Origin of the sequence: Psychromonas arctica (assembly GCF_036697365.1) — a bacterium.
Classification (GTDB): Bacteria; Pseudomonadota; Gammaproteobacteria; order Enterobacterales; family Psychromonadaceae; genus Psychromonas; species Psychromonas arctica_A.
This window is the reverse complement of the sequence record NZ_JBAHZA010000001.1, coordinates 414,562-438,265: the sequence shown is the minus strand read 5'-3', so window position 1 is coordinate 438,265 and position 23,704 is coordinate 414,562. Positions and strand designations below refer to the sequence as shown.

The 23,704-nt window shown below is 37.5% G+C and carries 23 protein-coding genes and 2 pseudogenes; 21 read left to right on the top strand and 4 right to left on the bottom strand.

The genetic code is table 11. The features are described 5' to 3' along the window. Positions 1 to 8: 8 nt before the first annotated feature. The 6 genes from murC to lpxC all read left to right on the top strand — a co-directional run bounded on the left by murC (position 9) and on the right by lpxC (position 6,871). Complete coding sequence (murC, locus tag V5290_RS01915) at positions 9 to 1,469, top strand: UDP-N-acetylmuramate--L-alanine ligase (protein ID WP_333381175.1); 1,461 nt, start codon at positions 9 to 11, stop codon at positions 1,467 to 1,469. Continuing rightward, entirely contained in the window at positions 1,469 to 2,389 is a 921-nt protein-coding gene (locus V5290_RS01910) for a D-alanine--D-alanine ligase (protein WP_333381173.1), read from the top strand. The genes murC and V5290_RS01910 overlap by 1 nt, the downstream gene beginning before the upstream one ends. Positions 2,390 to 2,392: 3 nt before the next feature. After that, positions 2,393 to 3,133 (top strand): cell division protein FtsQ/DivIB, encoded by a 741-nt coding sequence (locus V5290_RS01905; protein ID WP_333381171.1) that lies wholly within the window; start codon positions 2,393 to 2,395, stop codon positions 3,131 to 3,133. 176 nt (positions 3,134 to 3,309) lie between these two features. Beyond that, entirely contained in the window at positions 3,310 to 4,554 is a 1,245-nt protein-coding gene (gene ftsA, locus V5290_RS01900) for a cell division protein FtsA (RefSeq protein WP_333381168.1), read from the top strand. A gap of 34 nt (positions 4,555 to 4,588) precedes the next feature. Then, the gene (gene ftsZ / locus V5290_RS01895) at positions 4,589 to 5,854 is read left to right on the top strand and encodes a cell division protein FtsZ (protein ID WP_333381166.1); all 1,266 of its coding nucleotides are present in this window, start codon (positions 4,589 to 4,591) and stop codon (positions 5,852 to 5,854) included. 87 nt (positions 5,855 to 5,941) lie between these two features. Then, on the top strand, positions 5,942 to 6,871 hold the full coding sequence (lpxC, locus tag V5290_RS01890; protein ID WP_333381163.1) for a UDP-3-O-acyl-N-acetylglucosamine deacetylase: 930 nt from the start codon (positions 5,942 to 5,944) through the stop codon (positions 6,869 to 6,871). Positions 6,872 to 7,307: 436 nt separating this feature from the next. Here the strand turns inward: lpxC and V5290_RS01885 are convergent, their stop codons facing one another. Continuing rightward, positions 7,308 to 7,772, bottom strand: a complete 465-nt coding sequence (locus V5290_RS01885) for a DciA family protein (protein WP_333381160.1) — start codon at positions 7,770 to 7,772, stop codon at positions 7,308 to 7,310. 27 nt (positions 7,773 to 7,799) lie between these two features. On the opposite strand from V5290_RS01885, the gene V5290_RS01880 reads away from it, so the two are divergent. The 4 genes and pseudogenes from V5290_RS01880 (at position 7,800) to mutT (ending at position 11,991) form a co-directional block, all read left to right on the top strand. Then, positions 7,800 to 8,741, top strand: coding sequence for a M23 family metallopeptidase (locus V5290_RS01880; RefSeq protein WP_333381158.1), 942 nt, complete (start codon positions 7,800 to 7,802; stop codon positions 8,739 to 8,741). A 40-nt stretch (positions 8,742 to 8,781) separates the two neighbouring features. Beyond that, positions 8,782 to 11,284 (top strand): annotated as a pseudogene (gene secA / locus V5290_RS01875) (preprotein translocase subunit SecA); the annotation flags it as partial. Positions 11,285 to 11,427: 143 nt separating this feature from the next. After that, positions 11,428 to 11,508 (top strand): annotated as a pseudogene (locus V5290_RS17510) (SEC-C metal-binding domain-containing protein); the annotation flags it as partial. Positions 11,509 to 11,607: 99 nt separating this feature from the next. Beyond that, complete coding sequence (gene mutT / locus V5290_RS01870) at positions 11,608 to 11,991, top strand: 8-oxo-dGTP diphosphatase MutT (protein WP_333381154.1); 384 nt, start codon at positions 11,608 to 11,610, stop codon at positions 11,989 to 11,991. Here mutT and V5290_RS01865 read toward each other — a convergent pair. Together V5290_RS01865 and nadC are read right to left on the bottom strand one after the other, a co-directional pair. Then, the gene (locus tag V5290_RS01865; protein ID WP_333381150.1) at positions 11,975 to 12,916 is read right to left on the bottom strand and encodes a DNA ligase; all 942 of its coding nucleotides are present in this window, start codon (positions 12,914 to 12,916) and stop codon (positions 11,975 to 11,977) included. The genes mutT and V5290_RS01865 overlap by 17 nt on opposite strands. Before the next feature lie 68 nt (positions 12,917 to 12,984). Then, positions 12,985 to 13,839, bottom strand: coding sequence for a carboxylating nicotinate-nucleotide diphosphorylase (gene nadC, locus V5290_RS01860; RefSeq protein WP_333381148.1), 855 nt, complete (start codon positions 13,837 to 13,839; stop codon positions 12,985 to 12,987). A 115-nt stretch (positions 13,840 to 13,954) separates the two neighbouring features. Between nadC and coaE the strand changes: the two genes are divergently transcribed. From coaE to V5290_RS01840, 4 genes are all read left to right on the top strand, one after another. Continuing rightward, positions 13,955 to 14,554: a dephospho-CoA kinase gene (gene coaE / locus V5290_RS01855; RefSeq protein WP_333381146.1), complete on the top strand. Its 600-nt coding sequence runs from the start codon at positions 13,955 to 13,957 to the stop codon at positions 14,552 to 14,554. Positions 14,555 to 14,624: 70 nt separating this feature from the next. After that, entirely contained in the window at positions 14,625 to 15,356 is a 732-nt protein-coding gene (zapD, locus tag V5290_RS01850) for a cell division protein ZapD (protein ID WP_333381143.1), read from the top strand. 15 nt (positions 15,357 to 15,371) lie between these two features. Next, entirely contained in the window at positions 15,372 to 15,566 is a 195-nt protein-coding gene (gene yacG / locus V5290_RS01845) for a DNA gyrase inhibitor YacG (protein WP_290039755.1), read from the top strand. Positions 15,567 to 15,601: 35 nt separating this feature from the next. Continuing rightward, on the top strand, positions 15,602 to 15,946 hold the full coding sequence (locus V5290_RS01840) for a HopJ type III effector protein (RefSeq protein ID WP_333381140.1): 345 nt from the start codon (positions 15,602 to 15,604) through the stop codon (positions 15,944 to 15,946). Positions 15,947 to 16,008: 62 nt separating this feature from the next. On the opposite strand, the gene yciH is transcribed toward V5290_RS01840, so the two are convergent. Next, on the bottom strand, positions 16,009 to 16,335 hold the full coding sequence (yciH, locus tag V5290_RS01835; protein ID WP_333381138.1) for a stress response translation initiation inhibitor YciH: 327 nt from the start codon (positions 16,333 to 16,335) through the stop codon (positions 16,009 to 16,011). Positions 16,336 to 16,564: 229 nt separating this feature from the next. Between yciH and V5290_RS01830 the strand changes: the two genes are divergently transcribed. The 7 genes from V5290_RS01830 (at position 16,565) to ispG (ending at position 23,527) form a co-directional block, all read left to right on the top strand. Then, positions 16,565 to 16,789 (top strand): FeoA family protein, encoded by a 225-nt coding sequence (locus tag V5290_RS01830; protein WP_333381135.1) that lies wholly within the window; start codon positions 16,565 to 16,567, stop codon positions 16,787 to 16,789. A 1-nt stretch (position 16,790) separates the two neighbouring features. Beyond that, entirely contained in the window at positions 16,791 to 19,085 is a 2,295-nt protein-coding gene (gene feoB, locus V5290_RS01825) for a Fe(2+) transporter permease subunit FeoB (RefSeq protein WP_333381132.1), read from the top strand. Beyond that, complete coding sequence (locus V5290_RS01820; protein WP_333381129.1) at positions 19,082 to 19,312, top strand: FeoC-like transcriptional regulator; 231 nt, start codon at positions 19,082 to 19,084, stop codon at positions 19,310 to 19,312. Before feoB ends, V5290_RS01820 begins: the two co-directional genes overlap by 4 nt. 185 nt (positions 19,313 to 19,497) lie before the next feature. Further along, complete coding sequence (locus V5290_RS01815; protein WP_290039749.1) at positions 19,498 to 20,616, top strand: bifunctional tRNA (adenosine(37)-C2)-methyltransferase TrmG/ribosomal RNA large subunit methyltransferase RlmN; 1,119 nt, start codon at positions 19,498 to 19,500, stop codon at positions 20,614 to 20,616. A gap of 144 nt (positions 20,617 to 20,760) precedes the next feature. Beyond that, a complete protein-coding gene (gene pilW / locus V5290_RS01810; RefSeq protein ID WP_333381123.1) occupies positions 20,761 to 21,546 on the top strand; it encodes a type IV pilus biogenesis/stability protein PilW in 786 nt (261 codons plus the stop codon). A 25-nt stretch (positions 21,547 to 21,571) separates the two neighbouring features. After that, positions 21,572 to 22,144 carry a helix-turn-helix domain-containing protein gene (locus tag V5290_RS01805; RefSeq protein ID WP_333381120.1) on the top strand — a complete coding sequence of 191 codons (573 nt, stop codon included), beginning with the start codon at positions 21,572 to 21,574 and terminating at the stop codon, positions 22,142 to 22,144. Between the two features lie 273 nt (positions 22,145 to 22,417). After that, the gene (gene ispG, locus V5290_RS01800) at positions 22,418 to 23,527 is read left to right on the top strand and encodes a flavodoxin-dependent (E)-4-hydroxy-3-methylbut-2-enyl-diphosphate synthase (RefSeq protein WP_333381117.1); all 1,110 of its coding nucleotides are present in this window, start codon (positions 22,418 to 22,420) and stop codon (positions 23,525 to 23,527) included. Positions 23,528 to 23,704 lie beyond the last annotated feature (177 nt).

Here is a 23,704-nt window from a genome sequence, read left to right as displayed (position 1 = left end):
GAATCCCAATGATAAAAATTGAACTAGCAGAAATTCGTACCATGATTCCAGAAATGCGTCGTGTAAAACAGATTCATTTTGTTGGTATTGGTGGTGCGGGTATGGGCGGTATTGCCGAAGTATTAGCCTATGAAGGTTATAAAATCACTGGTTCTGATATTGCAGAAAATACAGTAGTCAAACGTCTGCGTTCATTGGGTGTTGAAGTATTTATTGGTCACGCGCAAGAAAATATCTATGGTGCATCTGTAGTGGTGGTTTCTACGGCGATCAATCCAGAAAACCCTGAGCTACTAGCGGCTAAACAAGCGCGAATCCCTGTCGTGCGTCGAGCAGAAATGTTGGCCGAATTAATGCGCTATCGTCATGGCGTAGCAATTGCTGGCACTCACGGCAAAACAACGACAACCAGTTTGATTGCTAGTATTTACCGTGAAGCTGATTTAGATCCAACCTTTGTTATTGGTGGGTTGTTAAATAGTGCTGGTACTAATGCTAAATTGGGGCAAAGTCGTTATCTAATCGCTGAAGCAGATGAGAGTGACGCTTCTTTTTTACATCTTCAGCCAATGGTTTCTGTTGTGACTAATATCGAAGCAGATCACATGGATACTTATCAAGGTGACTTTGAAGTATTAAAAGATACCTTTATCCAGTTTATTCAAAACCTGCCTTTTTATGGCACAGCTGTTGTTTGTTTAGACGATAAAGTTGTTGAAGAGTTAATCCCACGATTTGCACGTCAATGTGTGACTTATGGTTTTAGCGAACAAGCTGATGTACGCATCTCTAGTTTTAAACAAACAGTTAATCGTAGCGAGTTTGTTGTTCACAGAGCTAATCGTCCTGATTTAATTATTCACCTAAATTTACCGGGTAAGCATAACGCATTAAACGCCGCTGCTGCGATTGCTGTGGCAATGGAAGATGATATTGAAGATACAGCTATTTTAGCTGCATTAGAAAGTTTTGAAGGCATTGGCCGTCGTTTTGAGCATTACGGTGAGTTTGAAACAGGTCGTGGTAAAGCAATGTTAGCCGATGATTACGGTCATCATCCAACAGAAGTGCAAGCAACAATTAATGCCGCACGTGAAGGTTGGCCTGATAAACGCTTAGTTATGGCGTATCAGCCGCATCGTTATACTCGTACACGCGACTTATACGAAGATTTTGCTCGAGTGTTGTCACAGGTTGACCAACTATTATTATTAGACGTGTATGCAGCAGGTGAAACGCCGATTGCAGGTGCTGATAGCCGCTCTTTGTGCCGAACTATTCGTCAACAAAGTGGTAAAGAGCCTATTTTTGTTCCTTCACCGGCAGCATTACCTGGCGCATTAGCAAAAGTTTTACAAGATGGCGATCTAGTATTAACACAAGGTGCTGGTAATATCGGTGCAGTAGTGAAAACACTAGCGGAATTCAAATTAGACATTGAAAAAATGCAACAAGTGAGCGCAGATTAATGACAATTGAGTTTGGTAAAGTAGCTGTTTTATTTGGCGGCAATAGCGCAGAGCGTGAAGTGTCTTTGAGCTCTGGTAAAGCGGTGTTAAATGCATTGTTACGCCAAGGCATTGATGCACATGCCATCGACCCAAAGCATGATGATTTGTCGAAACTGAAAGCATCAGGTTTTGACCGTGCATTTATTGTATTACACGGTCGTGGCGGTGAAGATGGTACTATTCAAGGTTTTTTAGATACGTTACAAATTCCTTACACTGGAAGTGATGTTTCTAGCTCTGCTATTGGTATGGATAAAGCAAAAACCAAACAAATTTGGCAGAGTTGTGGATTACCGACGGCAGCGTATCAAATTATTGTCAAAGAAAACTTTGAACCTGCGCAAGCTAAAGATATACTAAGCGCCTTATCAGGCACTGTGATGGTAAAGCCTGTTCATGAAGGTTCGAGCCTTGGTATGGCAAAAGCGGAAACGCCAGAGCAACTAATTACAGCATTAGAAGATGCATTCAAGTTCGACAAAAAAGTGTTGTTAGAATCTTGGATAACAGGGGATGAATTTACGGTCTCTATGCTTAATGGCAAAGCATTGCCAGCTATTAGCATGAAAACCACTCATACCTTTTATGATTATCAAGCAAAATATCAATCTACCGACACCCAATACTTGTGTCCTTGTGGTCTAGATGATCAACAGTTGACTGAGTTAAATCAGTTAGCTGAAGAGGCATTTATGGCGGTTGGTTGTAGTGGTTGGGGACGCGTTGATTTTATGCGTGATCAACAACATAACTGGTATTTGTTAGAGGTTAATACTGTACCAGGTATGACTGAAACTAGCTTAGTGCCAAAAGCGTCAAAACAAGCGGGTATTAGTTTTGATCAACTCGTATTACGTATATTAGAGCAAACTTTATAATTTATGTGGCTGAAGCTAAAAAAAATCACCATCAGTAAATGGCTTAGCTTCTTTGTTTTTTTGCTGCTGATTTATACTTTACAGGATGGTTTTTTTAAACTTAAACATTGGCTAACGGATGAAAAGTCATTGCCGCTCACTGGATTAATTTTAACCGGTGAACGACACCATGTGACTGAAGATGTAGTGAGAAGTGTTTTAGCAAAGCAAAAAGACAAGTTAAACTTTTTTACTTTGCAAATTACTGAGATACAAAAACAATTAGAAGCAAAGCCTTGGGTTTATTCTGCGTCAATTCGTAAACATTGGCCTGATACGCTAAAGATACATATTGTGGAGCAGGCGATAGCTGCTTCTTGGAATGAGAAGGCGCTGTTAAATCGCTTTGGTGAGATTATTGATGTTGTGCCAGATCAAACTGATAAGTTTGTAGCGTTATCTGGAGAGGATGAGCAAGCTGAAGCAGTATTGAATACTTACTTGCAACTTAAACAGTTATTAGCACCTAGCCATTATCGTATTGCTGGGTTATCTAGCGATAAACGTAATGCCACTCAGTTAGTATTAGAAAATGGTATTAGTTTAAAGTTAGGTAAAGAGCAGAAGCTAGAACGTATTCAGATATTTTTAAAGGCATTCCCTAGAATTGCTGAAAATTACGATATTAATACCATCGATTACGTTGATTTACGTTATGACACGGGATTAGCAATCGGCTGGAAAAAAGTACAAGAAGAAAAATAGTTATGTTGAATCTTTTCGACATAATAGGTTTAGTAAATTAGGTTAACTTGATTGTTTAAATTATCTATTCCGTTATGAGTAGAATTTAAAATGGTGAAATTAATCATGTATTTATTATAATTAGTATTACAAAAAGTTAATTATTCTCTTATACGAGAGAAAGTGGTGATGAACGAATGGAAAGTAATTACACAGTTGGTTTAGACATCGGTAGTCATAAAGTCGTTGTCTTGATTGGTGAATTATTAGCAAACGATGCAATTAATATTGTTGGTGTAGGCTCTGCGCCTTCAAAAGGTGTAGATAAAGGCTCTGTCACTAACCTAGACTCTGTTGTTGAGTCTATTTCAAGTGCATTAAAGCAAGCTGAAGATATGGCTGACTGTCGTGTTTCGTCTGTGAACTTATCTGTGTCAGGCTCACACATCGAATCGATTAATGAAACTGGGACGTGGGCGATAGAAGCACATGAAGTCACGGCTTATGATGTAGAGAGTGTTTTACACAATGCTCGCTCGGTAAAGATACGTGATGAACAGCGCTTATTACATGTTATACCTCAGGAGTATTCAATTGACTCACAAGGTCGAATTAACAATCCAATTGGGTTATCAGGTGTAAAACTAAAAGCAAACGTACATTTAATCACCTGTCATAATGATCTTGTTAAAAATTTAGAGAAAGCAGTTGAACGATGTGGATTAGTTATTGACCAACTAACATCATCAGGTGTTGCTTCAAGTGCTGCGATTTTGAGTGAAGATGAAAAAGAGCTCGGTGTATGCATGATCGATATGGGAAGTGGTACAATGGACCTTTCTATCTATATCGCAGGTGCTTTACAACATAGTATGGTATTAGATTACGCTGGTAATTCAGTGACTAATGACATTGCTATTGCTTTTAGTTCTCCGCCAACATCTGCAGAAGAAGTTAAAGTTAAATATGGCTGTCTTGATAGAACTTTAGTAAACAGTGATGAAATCATTGAGCTGCCAAGTGTTGGTGGTCGAGCTGCTCGTAGTTTACAGCGTTCTATTTTAGTGGATGTTATTGAACCACGTTATAGTGAATTATTGACGTTAGTGAAGAATGAAATTTATAAGCTAAACGATAAATTCGCACGTGAGGGCTTAAAGCAACAGCTCGCTGCTGGTGTTGTTATCACTGGTGGTGCAGCACAAATTGAAGGTTTAGTTGAAGTTGCTGAAGAAGTCTTTGGTAATATTCAAGTTAGAATTGGTAAGCCAGAGCATATTAAAGGTTTAGCAGATGATGTAAACTCACCTGCTTACTCAACTGCTGTCGGTTTATTACGACATAAAAATAATGAATTTTCCGGTGAAGAAGAAGCCGAAGTTGAAAATCGTTTTACAAGTATTTTTAGCAAAGTTAAAAATTGGATTAAAAAAGAATATTAGTTATCAAGTTTCATGGATTGGGTGGTAACAAACGATGTCACAAGAAGTTAATAGAGTGGAAGAGAATCAAATGTTTGAAATAATCGATGACGAAGATCATTCAGCACAAGCCATAATCAAAGTTATTGGCATCGGTGGTGGTGGTGGTAATGCGATCAATTATATGATCGAAAAAGGCCTAACGGGCGCCGAATTTATTGCAATGAACACGGATGCTCAGGCATTACGTTCATCAAAAGCAGATATTCGTTTGCAATTAGGTTCAAATATAACTAACGGTCTAGGTGCTGGCGCTAACCCTGAAATTGGGTATAAATCTGCGTTAGAAGATAAAGAACGTATCCGAGAAATCGTCACTGGAGCTGATGTTGTTTTCATTGCTGCTGGTATGGGCGGTGGTACGGGTACAGGTGCTTGTCCTGTTGTGGCTGAAATAGCAAAAGAAGAGGGCGCATTAACGATTGGTGTCGTGTCTAAACCTTCTATGTTTGAAGGTCGTAAGCGTATGAACTACGCGACACAAGGGATCGCTCGTTTGTCTGAAAATATCGACTCTTTATTAATTATTCCAAATGATAAATTGCAGAAATCATTACCTCGCGGTATCTCTTTCTTAGATGCGTTAAGCGCAGCTAATGGCGTGCTTTATGATGCAGTTTCTGGTTTCTCGTCTATTATTAATAATGAAGAGAGTACTATTAACATCGATTTCGCGGATGTACGTACCGTAATGACAGAGGCTGGTACAACAGCTGTAATGGGTATTGGTGTTTCTGCTGGTGAGAATCGTGCAGAAGAGGCTGTTGAAGAAGCTATCTCCTGTCCATTACTGGAAGATGTTGATCTTTCTGATGCACGTGGCGTATTGGTACACATTGTTGCTGGTATTGACTTCAGCTGGGATGAATACCACACAGTGGGTGATGCATTGAAACAATTCGCTTCTGAAGACTCTCAAAACATCATTGGTGTAACTGTTGACCCTACACTTGAAACAGGTGAGTTACACGTTACCGTGATAGTAACGGGTATCGGTGAACGTAAGTCAGAGCTGAACGTAGTTAAAAATCCAACATTAAATAGTAAAAAAGATGTTAACGAGACTACAGAAAGAACAGTTGCTGCCGATAACACTAGTAATGCAAATGTACAAGCAGAAGAAAAAGCGTTAGCTAAAGCAGAAGAAGCAGCTCAGGAAGAACCTGAAATTGTTGAACCGATTGCTGAAGTTAAAGATAAAAACAGTGCTGAGAGTTATTTAGATATTCCTGCGTTTTTAAGACGTCAAGCGGATAACTAATTCTACCTTAGAAATATTACAGTTTGTGATATAGGTCGCAAACTGCTATAATTCGCAGCAGAAATTATCGTAGTGGAGATCATTCTTATGATTAAACAAAGAACATTGAAGAAAAGTGTTAAGTCAACGGGCGTTGGTTTACATTCAGGGAATAAAGTAACTATCCAGCTACACCCTGCACCTGCCAACTCAGGTATTGTTTATCGTCGAATAGATCTCGACCCTGTAGTTAGCTTTAAAGCACATGCTCACGCCGTGCAAGAAACACTATTGTGTACTTGTCTAGTGAACGAGCAAGGTGAGAAAATCTCAACTGTAGAGCACTTATCAGCTGCGTTAGCTGGTTTAGGTATCGATAATGTAATTATTGATGTTGATGCACCTGAAATTCCAATTATGGATGGTAGCGCGAGCCCGTTTATCTTCTTACTGCAATCAGCAGGTATTGAGGAATTGAATGTGGCTAAGAAATTTATCCGTATTAAGAAGACAGTGCGTGTTGAAGATGAAGAAGAAGGCAAGTGGGCTGAACTTCAACCTTCAGACAAAGGCTTTAGTCTAGACTTTAAAATTGACTTTGATCACCCTGTATTCGAAGGGCAAAATCAACATGTAGAGATGCAATTCTCTGGCGATCTATTTGTTAAAGAGATTAGCCGTGCACGTACATTTGGTTTTATGAAGAGTGTTGAATACCTTCAGTCAAACAATCTAGCATTGGGTGCAAGCTTAGACAATGCGATTGGTTTAGATGAATTCCGAGTATTAAACCCCGAGGGGTTACGTTACGAAGATGAATTTGTAAAACATAAAGTATTAGATGCTATCGGCGATTTATACTTATCAGGTTTTACTATTTTAGGTCATTTAAAAGCATACAAAACAGGTCATGCATTAAATAACAAACTTCTATGTGCATTATTAGCAGATCAAGAAGCATTTGAAATGGTTACATTTGAAGAGCCTGTGAGTGAATCTCCAGTGGAATACATTGAACCGGCATTTGTTCCTGCTTAAATATTGTTGAATTGGCGTAATAACCAATTTATTAAGAAAACCTTGTTAGCAATAACAAGGTTTTTTTTGCCCTAATAATAATCTTATTAACTAATACCAATTGCATTAAATAAGTGATCTAAATTTTGCGCAGGAAAAATGACTTAGTTTAAGGCGTAACTTAAGCCTTTCGACGATTAACTTCGTTAATAGTTGTTCTATTTACGAAAGTTACAACGAAGAAATAAGTTATTTTAACAAGTAAAATAGATCAGTTACTTAGTGTGATTGGTATAATATTAATCCCAATAAATAGCTTAACTATTCTTTTGTTAATACAACTCAGTCCTTTTGTAAATTTAGATATTTACGCTTGAATGGACTGGTTTTTGAAGCGTAAAATTTAGATAACATATTTAAAGTAATCGGTATAATTGATGGTTAGGTAGGGTTGAGTTTATGACTCTTTATCACTTGAGAATTTTGCTAAAGATTGCAGTGCTTTTTTTAGTTGTGGATCAGCATTCTCGGCTAATGCTAAAAAAGATTCAGCAATGCCCTTACTCATTTTTTGTGCACGCTTTTTAACTGGCTTTACTTTTTTGAGTTGGGTGGGGGAAGCTTTTGCTAATTGAGGGTTAACTTTAACTTTAATATTTCTCACAGATGAGTGATGTTGACGTAATTCACTCAATAGGTCACTTCGTATAAATTGTAAGCGCTGCACCCAAAGTGCGCTTGGACTTTCTATTAACAAGCTCCCATTTTCAATATTTCCTATACGACAACCACTGATATTGTGTTGTTTTAAAAACCTTTGTAGTACTATATCTAATTTAGTTATTAATGATGTGCTTTGTTGGAAGTTATTTTTATCCAACAATAACGAGATCGGTTTAGGTTGTTTTTTATTTCTTGTCATAACAGCCATCAAAAGTGAATTAGGTTTATGAGTATAACGGTTATTTATAATAGGAAGGAGTCTAAACATACCTTTTCTATAACAAAATCTACATTTATTTTTGCCTGTATTATTGTAGTGGCTTTATTGATGACGAGTGCTTGGTTATTACAATCACACTACCACCAACAGTTTATTCAATACAAAATAAATGCATTGCATGAAAAGAATGAAATCAAGCAGCAATATTTGCAATCTATAGCTTCACAGACTAACCAACAACTTCAATCTTTAGCTGAAAAAGTTGGCGAGTTACAAGCACAAAATAAACGTTTGAACAGTTTAGGTGAACGTATTATTGAAAAATCAAATTTGCCAAAACAAGAATTTGAGTTATATGAACAAACTGATCAAAAGTCAGAGAGCCAAAGTACAGCACCTGATACTAGTAAATTATTAAACAATAATGACCTTTCACCACTTATTAATAAAGTCTCATTATTAGAAGAACAATATAAAAACAATGAAAATTTGTTTGAACAACTTGAAATTACCTTCAACAACCTCCATCTAATTGATGAGCTATTCATTTCTGGACGTCCAGTACCTAATCAAGGTTCTTGGATCTCCTCTCCATTTGGTACGCGCACAGACCCATTTACTGGACGCTTGAGTCGTCATAAAGGGGTTGATATTGCAGGTTATTCAGGTATGCCAATTATGGCAACGGCCGCTGGTGTAGTGACTATCTCTGAAGCAAGGAATGGTTATGGTTATTTGGTTGAAATTAACCATGGAAGCGGTTTAATGACACGATACGCGCATGCTTCTGCGATTACAGTTTCTGTTGGTGATGTTGTTGAAAAAGGACAACAAGTTGCGGTAATGGGCACTACTGGTCGCTCAACCGGGCCACATGTACATTACGAAGTACTGAAAGATGGTCAACAAGTAAATCCAGATTATTATATACAAAGAATACCGAGTTAAATGACAATTTTTTCCGATTTTACACAATGAGAAAAGCAAAATGATCACATCGATAATAACAAAAATAATAGGCAGTCGAAATGACCGTTATCTTAAAAACCTACGCAAAGTTGTTAATGAAATTAACAAACTTGAACCAGAGATAAAGGCACTGTCAGAAGAAGAACTAAAAGCAAAAACGGCTTATTTCAAGGAACGTCTTGCGAATGGTGAAACCATTGATGATATCCTTGTTGAAGCATTTGCTGTTGTTCGAAGTGCATCTGAGCGTGTATTTGGTATGCGCCATTTCGATGTACAGTTAATTGGTGGCATCGTATTAAACGAAAATAAAATCGCGGAGATGCGTACTGGTGAAGGTAAAACGTTAACAGCTACATTACCTGCTTATCTAAATGCCTTAACAGGTAAAGGTGTCCACGTTATCACTGTGAATGACTACCTCGCTCGTCGTGATGCAGAGTGGAATGCCCAATTATTTGAATACTTAGGCTTAACTGTTGGTATTAACTTGTCAGGCATGTCTGGTGAAGAGAAACGTGCAGCTTACGCGGCTGATGTTACTTATGGGACGAATAATGAATTTGGTTTTGACTACCTACGTGACAACATGGCTTTTGAAGCGTCACAACGTGTAATGCGTGGCCTAAACTTTGCTATTGTTGATGAAGTAGACTCAATCTTAATCGATGAAGCAAGAACACCATTAATTATCTCAGGCCCAACAGATGGCGACCCAACGCTGTACACTAAATTAAACAGTATTATTCCTTTATTAAGCAAGCAAGATAAAGAAGATACAGAAGAGTACGTTGGCGAAGGTGATTTCACCGTTGATGAAAAAAGCAAACAAGTCTTGCTTACTGAACGTGGCCAAGAAAAAGTTGAACGTATTTTACAGGAACGCGGCTTATTAGAGGAAGATACTTCTCTATATGCTGCGTCTAGCATCAGTTTGTTACATCATGTTAATGCGGCTCTACGCGCTCATACTTTGTTTGAAAAAGATGTTGAGTACATAGTAACAGCAGAAGGCGAAGTAGTTATCGTTGATGAACACACTGGCCGTACAATGCCTGGTCGTCGTTGGTCTGAAGGTTTACACCAAGCGGTAGAAGCTAAAGAAGGTGTACAAATTCAAAATGAAAACCAAACATTAGCTTCTATTACTTTCCAAAATTACTTCCGTTTATATGAAAAACTAGGCGGTATGACAGGTACTGCTGATACTGAAGCATTTGAATTCCAATCTATCTATGGTTTAGAAACTATTGTTATCCCAACTAACCGTCCAATGGCACGTAAAGATGGCGGTGATTTGGTTTACCTTACTGAGATAGAAAAATACCAAGCGATTATCGAAGATATCAAGACACGTTTAGAGCGTCGTCAGCCTGTATTGGTTGGTACTGTATCTATCGAAAGTTCTGAATTGCTATCAAGTTTGATGGAAAAAGCTAAAATTAAGCACAGTGTATTAAATGCTAAATTCCACGAAAAAGAAGCAGATATTATCGCACAAGCAGGTGCTCTAGGCTCTGTAACCATTGCGACTAATATGGCCGGTCGTGGTACGGATATCGTATTAGGCGGAAATTTACAAAATCGTTTAGAGAAATTAGGTAATTTATCTGAGCAGCAGATTGAAGCTGAAACAGCAAAATGGAAAGCTGAACAAGCTGAAGTATTAGCTGCTGGCGGTCTATACATCATTGGTACTGAACGCCATGAGTCTCGTCGTATTGATAACCAGTTGCGTGGTCGTGCTGGTCGTCAAGGTGATGCGGGTGAGAGTCGTTTCTACTTATCAATGGAAGATTCGTTAATGCGTATCTTTGCTTCTGAAAAAGTATCTAATATGATGAAAAAATTAGGTATGGAAAACGGTGAAGCAATTGAACATCCATGGGTAACACGTGCTATTGAAAATGCACAACGTAAAGTGGAAGGCCGCAACTTTGATATGCGTAAGTCATTACTAGACTTTGATGATGTTGCCAATGACCAGCGTAAAGTTGTTTATCAACAGCGTAACGGCGTAATGGACAGTGAAACGATTACTGAAAACATTGAGCAGTTCTGGGATGACGTATTTAACGGTTGTATTGATGAGTACGTTCCACAACAATCATTAACAGAACAGTGGGATCTTGCAGGGCTAGAAAATCGTTTAAAACAAGACTTCTTAATTGAATTGCCGGTTCAACAATGGTTAGTTGATGATGCTAATTTACAAGAGGAAACGATACGTGAGAAAGTCGTTACACATGCGCGTGCTGTTTATCAAGATAAAAAAGAGCAAGTCGGTGAGTCAATCATTGCTGGTTTTGAAAAATCGGTCATGTTACAAACCATCGATATGCTTTGGAAAGAGCATTTAGCAGCAATGGATCATCTTCGCCAAGGTATTCATTTACGTGGCTATGCTCAAAAAGATCCAAAACAAGAATATAAACGTGAGTCTTACGAGCTGTTCATTGCCATGCTTGAAAACTTAAAAACTGATGTTGTTGGTATCTTGTCGAAAGTACAAATCCAAAGTAGAGAGGAAGCACAAGTAATCGAAGAGCAACGTCGAGAAGCGGAAGCAAAAGCGAATATTCAATACCAACATGCACAAGTAAACAGTGATGGTGAAGAAGAGAAGCCTGAAGCTCCTGAAGTTGATGATACTTTTGTACGTCAAGACAAGAAAGTAGGTCGTAATGATCCTTGCCCTTGTGGTTCAGGTAAAAAATACAAGCATTGTCATGGTAAATTGAGCTAAGTTTATTGTTACTCGCTAAATTTATTAAATGATAAATAAAAAGGTGGTACTTCGTTGAAGACCACCTTTTTTAATATAATGGATACAGAGGAATAATTAATGCCGCAACAAACGATTAGTATTGCCATTGTGCAAAATGAACAACAACAGCTGTTAATTAGTCGACGTCAAAAAGGGCAACACTTAGCTGGAAAATGGGAGTTTCCTGGTGGTAAAGTAGAGCAGGGGGAAGCTCTTGAGGTGGCTATGTGTCGAGAGCTAAAAGAAGAGGTGGGCTTAACTGCTAGCGAATTTACACTTTTTGAGTCTTTAGATTTTGATTATGATGATCTCTCCTTAACCTTACACTTTTTCTTAGTCACTGGCTTTACTGGTGAAGCCTGTGAATTAGAAGGACAAGAAATCAAATGGATTCAGCCTAGAGAGTTAATTGATTATGATTTCCCTAAGGCTAATATTAGCGTCATTAATAAATTGCTCTAACCCGCATGAAAGAAGCAAACCGAGGAATGTTATTACGTGTTTTACCTGTGTAACGATAAGTAATAACTTTGCCTATTGTTGGCGGATTTTGACGTTCTTTATCGCTAAATCCTGTACCAATTTTAAAACGAATACCATCTTTTGTTTCGACCAGTAAAGCCCCCAACATACCTTGATACTTGCCTTTACCGGACAAGTGACCAACCACTGTCGCTTCAGCATCTTCAAAACGTTTTAACTTCATCAGGTCACGACTACGAATATGCTGATACAGGGCATCTTGATGATGTAACATCAATCCTTCTCCTTTAGCATTTACTACTTCATCTAATAACTTAAATAACGCATTACTGTTTTCAAGCTTCTGTTGTGGGATCATTTCAAAATAAGGGCTATTTGTTGTATTAGCCAACTTCTGCATTGCTTTCACTCTTTTACTAAACGGCTGTAGGTTAGTCGGTAGATCAAAAATCATAAACTTAACCTGTTGCCAGCGTTGATTTTGATTATCCTGAGTGCGCACAATACTAGAAACTTGTTCAAAGGTTTGCCTAGCTATCCATAACTCTCCATCAACAGCTTGTCTCGGAAAGTTTGCAATAAACCAATCTGGTGCGGTAAAAACATTACCTTGTTTGGAAAGTAATTGTTGTCCATCCCAGTAAGCACGAATACCATCTAGCTTTTCACTAATATAATATTCACTGATCTGAATATCCTCTCGAAATTGCGTTGGTAGTTGGATTGCTGGTGCAGCTTGCTTAATGGAGTTTGGTTGCGCAGCGATAGCTTTTGTTACTAATATATTGTTGAATAATAAAAATATAGACAGGTAGGCCAATAATATAAAGCGTAGGCGCTTGTTATTCGTTAGGGCAGTTAGGAAGACGTTAACACTACATAACAGTTGATTTAAAATAGGCATAAAACCTCTCTATCCTTAGTTAGGTGAAACAAGTTTACTAAGTGTAGAAAGGTTTTTGGATATTAGTATTAGTCTTGGATAAAACGCATTGATAAATCTACCGCTTGCACATGTTTCGTGAGCGCACCTACAGAAATGAAGTTCACGCCAGTTTCTGCGTAACTCAGTATTGTTGAATTATCAACATTACCAGACACCTCTAAATCCGCTTGTACTGGGTTAGCCTTATTTATTTCAACGGCTTCTAACATCATTGGAATAGTGAAGTTATCTAACATCACACGTTGTGCGCCTGCATTTAGTGCTTGCTTTAGTTCGTCAATGTTTTCAACTTCAACTTCAACCCATCGATCAGGATGTTGCTGATTAGCGGCAGTAATAGCCTGTTTTATGCCACCACAAGCCATAATATGATTTTCTTTAATTAAGAAGGCATCGTATAAACCGATTCTGTGGTTAAAGCCTCCACCACATGTAACTGCGTATTTAGAAGCATTACGTAAGCCTGGTAGCGTTTTTCGAGTGTCTAATAATTTACAATCAGTACTCGCAATTAAATCAGAGTAATACTTAGTTGTGGTCGCGATACCAGAAAGCGTTTGAATGAAATTTAATGCAGTACGTTCACCAGTCAATAAAATACGAGCAGGGCCAGCTAAAGTAAACAAAGGACTATTTGCTTGGACAACATCACCATCTTCAACATGCCATGTAATGGTCGTGCAGTCGCCTAATTGCTTAAATACTTCGTCTGTCCATGCTTTACCACAAAATACAGCGTCGTCACGGGTGATTACTGTTGCTTTTGCATACTTATCTTCAGGAATTAAATTAGCGGTAATATCGCCTTCTTTGGCTGATAAGCCATTTAAATCTTCGTGTAAAGCCAGGCTGACGCTTTGTGCAACTTCTTGTTCAATCATGGTAAATTTCCAGACCAGGTAAAAAAGTGAAATATTACCTTAATGAAGATTGAATACCAATGATCTAAGTGGTTATGATCTATAAAATAAAGTGATTCAAGCGAGAGAGCAAAATATGCGAGTTATTATTGGGTTAACGGGCGGTATTGGCAGCGGTAAATCAACGGTTGCTAACGAATTTAAAGCGTTAGGTATAGAGGTCGTGGATGCAGACCTTGTGGCAAGAGAAGTGGTTGCACCAGGGCAACCCGCATTAGCTGAAATTGAACTTTACTTTGGTCAAGAAGTCATAAATGACGATGGTGAGCTAAACCGAGCAAAGTTGAGACAAGTGATCTTTTCGTCTGAGCAGAAGAAGCAATGGTTAAATAATTTATTGCATCCGATTATTAGAGAAGCTTTATTAACACAACTTGCACAAGCAACAAGCCAATATGTAATATTAGAAGCTCCATTGTTATTAGAGAATAAATTAACACAATATACTGACTTTACGCTGGTGGTTGATGTACCTGTAACGTTGCAGATTGAGCGTGCTATGCAACGTGATAATAATTCAAGATCACAAATACAGGCAATTATAGATGCACAAATTAGCCGCCAAGAAAGACGACAACAGGCCGATTATGTTATCGACAATAGTAAACCCGATCTTGTTGCACTTAAGGAACAAGTTAAAATGCTACATTTACAATTTTTATCCATACAAAAGTAAGGTTTTTGATTGTTTAGTGGTAGCTCCTTAATGTAACCTTACTTTTTTATAAAAATGAATAGACAGTCTTATGATCTCTTTTGAATATCCTCTTACAGAAAAAAGCCGTAGTTATTTACGTTTTGAATCGCTTTTCCTACAAATTAATCAAAGCATCTCTTTGAATAATGACAATGATGCCGTTACTTATTTCAAATCATTATTTGAGTTAATTGAATTAAGTGATCGTAGTGATATTCGACACGATTTAATTAAAGATTTACGATCATTATCTGAAGAAATGCAGTCTTGGTTAAGTAGTGAGCAAGCTGATACACAAGCAATTAAAGCGCTAATGGTGGAGATTAGTGAGTTAATTAGCGCGCTATTAGTGATGTCTAAGCAGCTTAAGTTCTTTAAAGATAGTCGCTTTTTAACCTCGCTTAAGCAACGTTTTTTCATTCCTGGTGGCTGTTGTAGTTTTGACTTGCCACAGTTCCACTTTTGGTGTGCACAGCCAATAGAAGTGAAAAAAGCAGATGCAAAAAATTGGTATGAATATTTTCAAGTATTAGAGCGAGCTTTGTTTTTATTTTTAAAAATTAAGCGTCATCAAGGCATTAAATCAATACAGAAAGCAAATAATGGCTTCTTCCAAGGGGAAGTAGAGCATGCTTTATTTATTATCTTAAATGTTGATCCTAATTTACAGGTTTATCCTATGGTATCTGGCCATAAACACCGTTATTCTGTGCGCTTTATGAATGCAGATGCGGAGAACAGCCAAGCTGAGCATATAGAATTTGAACAAATATTTTGTTAATGGTGAGGAATATAGATGAAGGTTAATTGTCCAACATGTCAAAAAGAAGTGGTTTGGGATAAAACCAGCATGTATCGCCCATTTTGTTGTAAACGCTGTCAACTTATCGACTTAGGTGAATGGGCTGATGAAGAAAAGCGTATTAAAGGTGAGTCAGTTAGCCCTGAAAATATGCCTCAAAATAAAACTATTTATTTTGAAGAAGATTAAACGCAGATAATATAAACGTAAAAAAAGGGTACAGGATGTTATTACAAGATTTTTTAAATAAGCTCAACAATTCGCCAGAGCAAGTTGAATTTACTGATACAATGGCTGTAATTGAAGCGAATTATGAGTTTACTGCTACGGCTTTCAATAATGGTCAGCAGAAAAATGCTGAAGGTGAAAATGCAGGATCATGTAAAATATTTTCATTTGCACAGCTAAATAAATTATCAGAAGCACAAACGTTAGCTTGTTTTGGTGCTTACTACCGTGATGATGTGTTAGCACATCCAGAGGCGCAGGATCACCAAAATATTCGTCAGTTTATGATTAATGGTTGGGCGGGTATTGATTTTTCTGGTACTGCATTAACTGCTAAATAAATTAAAAATAACGATAAAGCGTTATTAGAAAAGGGGCTTATAGCCCCTTTTTGTTAGCAAGCTTAACCACCCGACAATTTTACTTGGTAGCCTTTCTTCTCTAGCACGCTTTTAATGATATCTCTTTGGTCTGTTTGAATTTCAATGACAAAATCTTTGACCGTACCACCACAACCTGTTTTCTTTTTAATCTCTTTTGCTAATACTTTAATTCCAGGCTCATCTAGCTGCAGGCCTTTAATAAGCGTTACGCCTTTTCCTTTTCGACCTTTTGTTTCTCTATGTAAACGAATAATACCATCGCCTTCGGGAGCAGTTTGTTTCGGTTTGGTTTTTTCTACTTTTCCACCGTCGGTAGAGTAGACTAAGTTTAATTCACTAAAATCCATGGGTTTTCCTGCATATTAAGTTCTTATTTATGTTTATACCTGTTCCTATTACAGATGTAAAACCCAACTTTTTATTCATAAATCTCTCGTAAATTGCACCGTTAAATTGATCTAAAACAACAGACTCTTTATTACCCCGTTATGCGCTTCAATTTATATTGTTAATGATAATAGTTTGTATTAATTTCCTGTTTGAAGTATCTAAAAGTATAAAGTGATAGGGGTTAACATGAGATTATCCGAGTTAAAAACAGGGCAAACGGCCAGTATTGTTAACATCAATACACTAGATCCGGTAATGCGTAAAAAGTTACTTAATTTAGGTTTTTTACCGCGTGCAAAAGTACAATTATTACGTACTGCTCCATTAGGTGACCCCTTAGCTATTCGATGTGCCAATAGTGCAATTGCTCTTCGTAAAAGTATCGCTAAGCAAATCATAGTGGAGTGTTAATATGTCATTAACTATAGCAACTATCGGTAACCCGAACTCGGGTAAAACAACCTTATTTAATGCACTTACTGGTAGCCATCAGCGTGTTGGAAATTGGAGTGGAGTGACAGTTGAAAAGAAAACGGGGCACTTTAATCTGAATGGCAAAGCAATAAAGGTCATCGACTTACCTGGTATTTATAATTTAGATGTCGACCAACAAGGGAGTTCAATAGATGAAAGAGTTGCCTTTGATTACATTATGCATAGTCAACCGGACATAGTATTAAATATTATTGATGCTAGTTGTTTAGAAAGAAGTTTGTATTTGACCGTGCAGTTATTAGAGTTAGGTCTACCAGTGGTCGTGGTATTAAACAAAATGGATGTTGCGGATAAACAACAAAAGGTAATTAATCAAAAACTTTTAAGTAAACAGCTAGGTTGTCCGGTTATTGCTATATCTGCACATAATCAACAGGCAGTAACGGAATTAACAAAAACGTTGGATCAACTAGAATTGTCCGCGTTAATACCAGATTTATCTTTAGATTATGGTGACCAATTAGAAGCCATATTATCTAAAATAGAATATTACTTCGAAAAAAACAGCGTCCTCAATAAAAAGGCATTAGCGATTAAATGTGTAGAAGGTGATGTTTCTGTTATTGAGCAATTAACGATACAAAATCGCTTAAAAGTACAAAACCTCAGTATTCAAATATCGCTAGATACTGACTTACAGATCGCCGATACACGCTATACCTATATCTATCAATTAACTCAGTTAGCAGTAAGAAGCAAAGGTTGCTTAAGTAAAAGCTTAACTGACAAAATAGATGCAATTACATTAAATCGATATACCGGTTTACCCGTCTTTTTATTGGTGATGTACCTAATGTTTATGTTTGCGATTAACATCGGTAGTGCATTTATTGACTTCTTTGATATTGCTTCAGGTGCTTTGTTTGTCGATCAAACAGCACAATGGTTAACGGCAGTTAGTGCACCAGACTGGTTAATTAACGTATTAGCTTATGGAGTGGGGAGTGGCATTCAAACCGTCATGACTTTTATTCCAGTCATTGCTTGTTTGTACTTATTCTTAGCTGTACTTGAGAGCTCTGGATATTTAGCTAGAGCTGCATTTGTTATTGATCGATTGATGCAAATAATCGGCTTACCAGGTAAATCTTTTGTCCCTATGATTGTTGGGTTTGGTTGTACCGTTCCAGCTGTTATGGCGGCAAGAACCTTAGAAAAAGAGCGTGAACGCTTACTGACAGTTGTGATGTCTCCTTTTATGTCATGCGGCGCACGCTTACCAGTGTACGCTCTATTTGCTAGCGCATTCTTTCCAGACCAAGGCCAAAATATTGTTTTTCTACTTTATCTCATTGGTATCTTGGTCGCTGTATTAACAGGCTTTATTTTAAGTAGAACTATTTTGCCTGGTAAAAGTGAAAATATGATTTTGGAAATTCCTGATTATGAATTACCAACGATAAAAAATACTGGGATTAAAACCTGGCAAAAGCTGAAAGGTTTTATATTTGGAGCAGGTCAAACCATTGTCTTAGTAGTGACATTACTAAATGTAGTTAACTCAATTGGCATTGATGGTAGTTTTGGTCATCAAGATACCGAAGGTTCTGTATTAAGTAAAACTGCACAAATTATTACACCAGTACTCTCACCTTTGGGGATTAACGAGCAGAACTGGCCTGCAACGGTTGGAATCGTTACCGGAATTTTTGCAAAAGAAGCTGTCGTAGGCACGTTAAATAGCCTTTATGCTAATGAAGTTAGCGAGGAAGAGGGGACGTTAACTTTATTAGATAAGTTAACTGTTGCAGCAGCTACAATTCCTGAAAATCTTATGGGCATTGATATCAGTGACCCACTTGGTATTAATGTCGGAGAGTTAGGGGATTTAACGCTTGCTGCTGAAGAGCAAGGTGTAGATTTAACTATTTATACGAATATTCAGCAGGCTTTTGTTAGTCAACAAGCTGCCTTTGCTTATTTACTGTTTATCTTACTTTATGCGCCATGTGCAGCAGCCATGGGGGCAATAGTGAGAGAGGTCGGTATGAATTGGGCACGCTTTGTGGCTGTTTGGTCTACTGGTATCGCCTATATTGTGGCAGTTGTTTATTATCAAATAGCAACTATTGCTGAACATCCCATGCTTAGCTTAACCTATTTGTCTATTGCAATCTTAATCGTTGCTGGGGCTATATATGCTTTAAAAAATAAAGGTAACTTATTACTAAAAAATAGTGCTAATGAACAACATAAATGGGCAAGAGTATGATACTAAAGCGCTTATCAAGTTACATAGAAATGCATCAATATGTAGAAGAGAGTCGCTTACTCACTGCCTTTCATATTAGTCGGGAAGGTGTAGCTCCGATGCTAGCGATTTTAATGAAACAAGGGCATGTTCAAAAAATAGTAAATAGTCGTGGTAATAAATTAAAGGCACAAGTTTTTTACTCTTGGCAAAAAAATAAAGTGATTCCTTTGGTTACATTTCTATAAACCCTTGTTTATTTTTCAAACAATTTAAACGATAGAATTTCAAATAATGCTTATGCAACAAGTACCTGATGACAGAAATGCATCAGGTATTTTTTTAGTTAAAATTTGTGACTAGCATCGGGTATTCAAAATATGTACAATCCCCCTCCGAATTTATACCAGAATTAGTCTAGTTGAGGCATCGCATGAGTCAGAAAAAAGTAAACCTATTAGATTTAAACCGTCAAGGTTTACGCGATTTTTTCACTGAAATGGGTGAAAAACCGTTTCGTACAGAACAAGTAATGAAATGGATCTACCATTTTGGTTGTGATGATTTTGATCAAATGACCAACATTAATAAAGCACTGCGTGAAAAATTAAAGCAGCGTGCTGAAATTGTTGCACCGGAAGTAAAAGTCGAGCAACGCAGTGAAGATGGCACTATTAAATGGGCAATGACACTGGGAGACCAAGAAGTTGAAACAGTTTACATTCCTGAAAAAGACCGTGCGACCTTATGTGTATCTTCGCAAGTAGGTTGTGCATTAGCTTGTGATTTCTGCTCAACGGCACAACAAGGATTTAATCGTAACTTAACTGTATCTGAAATTATTGGCCAAGTATGGCGTGCGGCTAAAATCATCGGTGTAATGGGTGAAAGTGGTCAACGTCCAATTACTAACGTAGTAATGATGGGTATGGGTGAACCATTACTTAACTTAAATAACGTGATTCCTGCAATGGAATTAATGTTAGATGATTTAGGTTATGCATTATCTAAACGTCGTGTGACCTTATCTACATCGGGAGTTGTTCCTGCTTTAGATATTTTAGGTGATCGTATTGATGTGGCATTAGCTATATCATTACACGCGCCAAATGACAAATTGCGTTCTAAAATGATGCCGATTAACGATAAATACGACATTGCTGATTTCTTGGCGGGTGTTAAGCGTTATGTAGCAAAATCAAATGCAAACCGCGGTAAAGTGACTGTTGAGTATTTATTACTTGACCACGTTAACGATTCAACTGATCAAGCTCATGAGCTTGCACACTTGTTAAAAGATACACCATGTAAGATTAACTTGATTCCGTTTAATCCATTCCCTGGTAATGATTACACTAAACCAAGTAACAGCCGCGTAGACCGTTTTAATAAAGTACTGATGGAATATGGTTACACAGTTATTGTTCGTAAAACCCGTGGTGATGATATTGATGCAGCCTGTGGACAGTTAGTAGGTGATGTAATTGACCGTACTAAACGTACTATGAATAAACGTAAGCACGGCGAAAACATTAATATTCAACAAAGTTAATCCTCTTTAAAATCAGATGGTTCTTGGGTAAATAGATCAAAATCCAAGAACCGTTAAAAAAAACATGCATCCAGCTTCAAGTTACTTCACAATAGGGGAACTTGAAATAATTTTCCTACACGATTATTAGCGCCTGAGGAATGTATGCGATTTATCTTTATAATTTTATCATCTGTCTTTTTTATCTCTGCTTGTGTATCAAGTGAAACTGTCACTACCTTAAACAACCCCAAAGGCCAAAAAATGGCATTTGATCCGAAAGGGGCTGCAGATACACGTATTAAACTTGCCTTGGTCTACATTGAAAATGAACAGATGCAGCAAGCTAAAGAAAACCTAGACAAAGCCTTATCTTATCAACCCGACAGTGCTAAAGTTAATCGTATTTTTGCTTACTATTATGAAAAGGTGCAGGAGAATGAGAAAGCTGAAAAATTCTACAAAGAAGCGATCTCTTTAGATGATAACGATGGTGATACTTACCATAATTACGGTACATTTTTATGTGGTCAAGCTCGCTATGACGAAGCTGATGCCGCTTTCTTAAAAGCCATTTCTGTCCCTAAATACACTCGTGTTGCACGCTCTTATGCAAATGCCGCAATATGTTCCGAAAAAGCCGGTGCCAATGAAAAAGCCATTTTTTATTATAAATATGCTTTAGCGCATAGCCCTAAAAGCAATGAGATTAATTTATCTTTAGCAAAGATCAACATTACAGAAAAAAATTATAAAGAAGCGATATTAAACTTATTTTCTTTCCAAAAAGCGTCGGACGCTACTGCTGAAAGTCTATGGCAATGGATTCGTTTGAGTTATGCTACTGGGAAAGAAAATAGTTTAGAGCGATATTCTAATCAGCTATTAACGCAATTTCCCGAGTCTCAACAAGCGTTAGACTATTTAACTAATAAGCATCACAATATCTAAAACTAAGTTGATAATGGACACTGTAATGACTCTTGATCAAGCCTTGAAAGAACACCGTATCTCTGCCAATTTATCTGTTGAAGAGCTCGCATTAAAACTCAACTTAAAAGCGTCTGTAGTGAATGACATAGAAAATGATTTGGAGCTACTTATCGCCGAGAAGCGTTATCCATTTATTTACCTTCGCGGTTATTTGGCGAATTATGCTAAAGCTGTGCAGCTAACAAAAATCGAATCATTTTCTGAATACCAACAACTTAGTACACCTTCAAAGTCAAATAATACCTTAAGTAACCCATACTTATTAAGTAGCCAGAAAAAATCATCAAATAAGTTTGGTTGGTTTATTTTTATTTTATTTATTGCCATGCTTGTCGTAATTATCTCTGAGTGGGATAGTATTGCTGACGCCTTATATACTGAAACCGCTGTCGATACTGAAAACATTCACATGCGTTTACCAGAGTCACAAAGTACTAGCTCAATTGATCCACTTAATCTACAAGCTACATCATCGGAAGAGGTTGCTGTGAATATTGTGGAACCAGACTTAGCAAGCAGTGAAGCTGAAAACACAGCTGAGCCTATATCCGAATAGAAGCTGATTAGCGTTGTAGGGAGTAATTTAAAATGATTTCTTTATTCCTAAGGCTTAGTTAATAAATCATTTGAACTTTACTGGCTTCAACGAATCAATTTAATGTAAAATGCTTTGCTATGTGGAAGTCGCCTTAAAAGTGGTGTTTTTATAAACTTAACTGTTAATTAAACAGTAACGTAAGTACTTCTGCATTAATCATTCGTCTTAAAGTAGCACCACATTCAATATTGTGAATGCTATTCGACCTTTAACTTTTTAAGAGTAAATACAATGAGCCATACCTCTTCGATTAAACGCCGCGACTGTAAACAGATCATGGTGGGCAATGTCCCTGTGGGTGGCGGTGCGCCGATAACCGTTCAATCTATGACTAATACCTTGACCACTGATGTTGAAGCGACGGTCGCACAAATTAAACGTTTGGAAGCTGTGGGTGCTGATATGGTGCGCGTTTCTATTCCAACAATGAACGCAGCTGAAGCATTCAAAGAAATTAAAAAACAATCGAATATTCCACTGATTGCAGATATTCATTTTGACTATCGTATTGCCTTAAAAGTGGCTGAATACGGTGTGGATTGTTTGCGTATTAATCCAGGTAATATCGGTAATGAACAACGTATTCGTAGTGTTGTTGACTGTGCAAGAGATAATAATATTCCAATTCGAATTGGTGTTAATGGCGGTTCATTAGAAACAGATATTCAAGAAAAATATGGAGAGCCAACGGCACAAGCATTAGTCGACTCTGCATTACGCCATGTAGATATTTTAGACCGTTTGAATTTCGACCAATTCAAAGTGAGTGTAAAAGCATCCGATGCATTATTGGCAGTGGAGTCATACCAACTTTTAGCTCAGCAAATTGTTCAACCATTACACCTAGGCATCACAGAAGCTGGTGGTTTACGTAGCGGTAGTGTTAAATCAGCTGTTGGCCTTGGCATGCTGTTGTCGCAAGGCATAGGCGATACATTACGCGTATCATTGGCTGCTGATCCTGTAGAGGAGATCAAGGTAGGTTTTGATATTCTGAAGTCCTTACGAATTCGTAGCCGTGGAATCAACTTTATTGCTTGCCCAACTTGTTCTCGACAAGAGTTTGATGTTATTGCCACTGTGAACGCATTAGAAGAACGTTTAGAAGATGTCGTAATGCCAATGGATGTGTCCATTATAGGCTGTGTTGTAAATGGTCCCGGTGAAGCTTTAATATCTGATTTAGGTATTACTGGTGGTAAAAATAAGAGTGGTTTTTATGAAGATGGTACACGTCAGCGTGATCGATTTGATAATGATAAAGTGATTGATCAAATGGAAGCTAGAATTCGTGCTCGAATTAGCCGAACTGATGAAAGCAACATTATTGTTAAAAGTTAGCATATCAAAAGCGAGTTGTTCATAATTGCAGCAGAAGCGTTAACTACTTAATATAAAATAAATATTAGCAATAAGTTTAATATATTAGCGGAAGCCCAAATGTTTTGAATATTTGGGCTTTTTATTAGACTTTAAATGAGCAAAGCCGAGTTGTATTGTTCCATCTCACCGTAAACT

Coding starts and splice junctions, on each gene's coding strand:
- murC (WP_333381175.1), top strand. CDS start 9: ATGATAAAAATTGAACTAGCAGAAATTCGTACCATGATTCCAGAAATG.
- V5290_RS01910 (WP_333381173.1), top strand. CDS start 1,469: ATGACAATTGAGTTTGGTAAAGTAGCTGTTTTATTTGGCGGCAATAGC.
- V5290_RS01905 (WP_333381171.1), top strand. CDS start 2,393: ATGTGGCTGAAGCTAAAAAAAATCACCATCAGTAAATGGCTTAGCTTC.
- ftsA (WP_333381168.1), top strand. CDS start 3,310: ATGGAAAGTAATTACACAGTTGGTTTAGACATCGGTAGTCATAAAGTC.
- ftsZ (WP_333381166.1), top strand. CDS start 4,589: ATGTCACAAGAAGTTAATAGAGTGGAAGAGAATCAAATGTTTGAAATA.
- lpxC (WP_333381163.1), top strand. CDS start 5,942: ATGATTAAACAAAGAACATTGAAGAAAAGTGTTAAGTCAACGGGCGTT.
- V5290_RS01885 (WP_333381160.1), bottom strand. CDS start 7,772: ATGACAAGAAATAAAAAACAACCTAAACCGATCTCGTTATTGTTGGAT.
- V5290_RS01880 (WP_333381158.1), top strand. CDS start 7,800: ATGAGTATAACGGTTATTTATAATAGGAAGGAGTCTAAACATACCTTT.
- mutT (WP_333381154.1), top strand. CDS start 11,608: ATGCCGCAACAAACGATTAGTATTGCCATTGTGCAAAATGAACAACAA.
- V5290_RS01865 (WP_333381150.1), bottom strand. CDS start 12,916: ATGCCTATTTTAAATCAACTGTTATGTAGTGTTAACGTCTTCCTAACT.
- nadC (WP_333381148.1), bottom strand. CDS start 13,839: ATGATTGAACAAGAAGTTGCACAAAGCGTCAGCCTGGCTTTACACGAA.
- coaE (WP_333381146.1), top strand. CDS start 13,955: ATGCGAGTTATTATTGGGTTAACGGGCGGTATTGGCAGCGGTAAATCA.
- zapD (WP_333381143.1), top strand. CDS start 14,625: ATGATCTCTTTTGAATATCCTCTTACAGAAAAAAGCCGTAGTTATTTA.
- yacG (WP_290039755.1), top strand. CDS start 15,372: ATGAAGGTTAATTGTCCAACATGTCAAAAAGAAGTGGTTTGGGATAAA.
- V5290_RS01840 (WP_333381140.1), top strand. CDS start 15,602: ATGTTATTACAAGATTTTTTAAATAAGCTCAACAATTCGCCAGAGCAA.
- yciH (WP_333381138.1), bottom strand. CDS start 16,335: ATGGATTTTAGTGAATTAAACTTAGTCTACTCTACCGACGGTGGAAAA.
- V5290_RS01830 (WP_333381135.1), top strand. CDS start 16,565: ATGAGATTATCCGAGTTAAAAACAGGGCAAACGGCCAGTATTGTTAAC.
- feoB (WP_333381132.1), top strand. CDS start 16,791: ATGTCATTAACTATAGCAACTATCGGTAACCCGAACTCGGGTAAAACA.
- V5290_RS01820 (WP_333381129.1), top strand. CDS start 19,082: ATGATACTAAAGCGCTTATCAAGTTACATAGAAATGCATCAATATGTA.
- V5290_RS01815 (WP_290039749.1), top strand. CDS start 19,498: ATGAGTCAGAAAAAAGTAAACCTATTAGATTTAAACCGTCAAGGTTTA.
- pilW (WP_333381123.1), top strand. CDS start 20,761: ATGCGATTTATCTTTATAATTTTATCATCTGTCTTTTTTATCTCTGCT.
- V5290_RS01805 (WP_333381120.1), top strand. CDS start 21,572: ATGACTCTTGATCAAGCCTTGAAAGAACACCGTATCTCTGCCAATTTA.
- ispG (WP_333381117.1), top strand. CDS start 22,418: ATGAGCCATACCTCTTCGATTAAACGCCGCGACTGTAAACAGATCATG.